The sequence below is a fragment of the Neotamlana nanhaiensis genome, from assembly GCF_000943555.1.
In the GTDB taxonomy this organism is placed as follows: Bacteria; Bacteroidota; Bacteroidia; order Flavobacteriales; family Flavobacteriaceae; genus Neotamlana; species Neotamlana nanhaiensis.
Genome location: NZ_JTDV01000004.1, coordinates 1 through 311 on the forward strand (window position 1 = coordinate 1; position 311 = coordinate 311).

1 protein-coding gene is annotated in these 311 nt (G+C 43.4%); it reads right to left on the reverse strand.

Annotation, left to right across the window (positions count from 1 at the left end):
- Positions 1 to 311 (reverse strand): hypothetical protein (locus tag PK35_RS17595; protein ID WP_044626086.1); only part of this gene is annotated, 311 nt, incomplete at both ends.

Here is a 311-nt window from a genome sequence, read left to right on the forward strand (position 1 = left end):
AAAAGTTGCAGTAGTTGTTGCTGTATTACCACACGCATCGGTAGCGGTAAAAGTTACAGTAGCAGCACCAGTTAATCCACAGTCATCAGAAAGTGCTGTATAATCGTTAGTCCAAGTGATTGTAGAACAATCATCGGAAGCCGAAGCTCCACCGTTGTTAGTTAACCAAGTGGTGATATCGGTAGTGTTACCTGCACCATCACATTCCACGGTTAAATCAGCAGCTTGTGTATCGATAGTTGGAGCTACTGTATCTTGAATAGCATAAGTAGCGGAAGTAGTAGTAGCATTACCACAGGCATCAGTAGCAG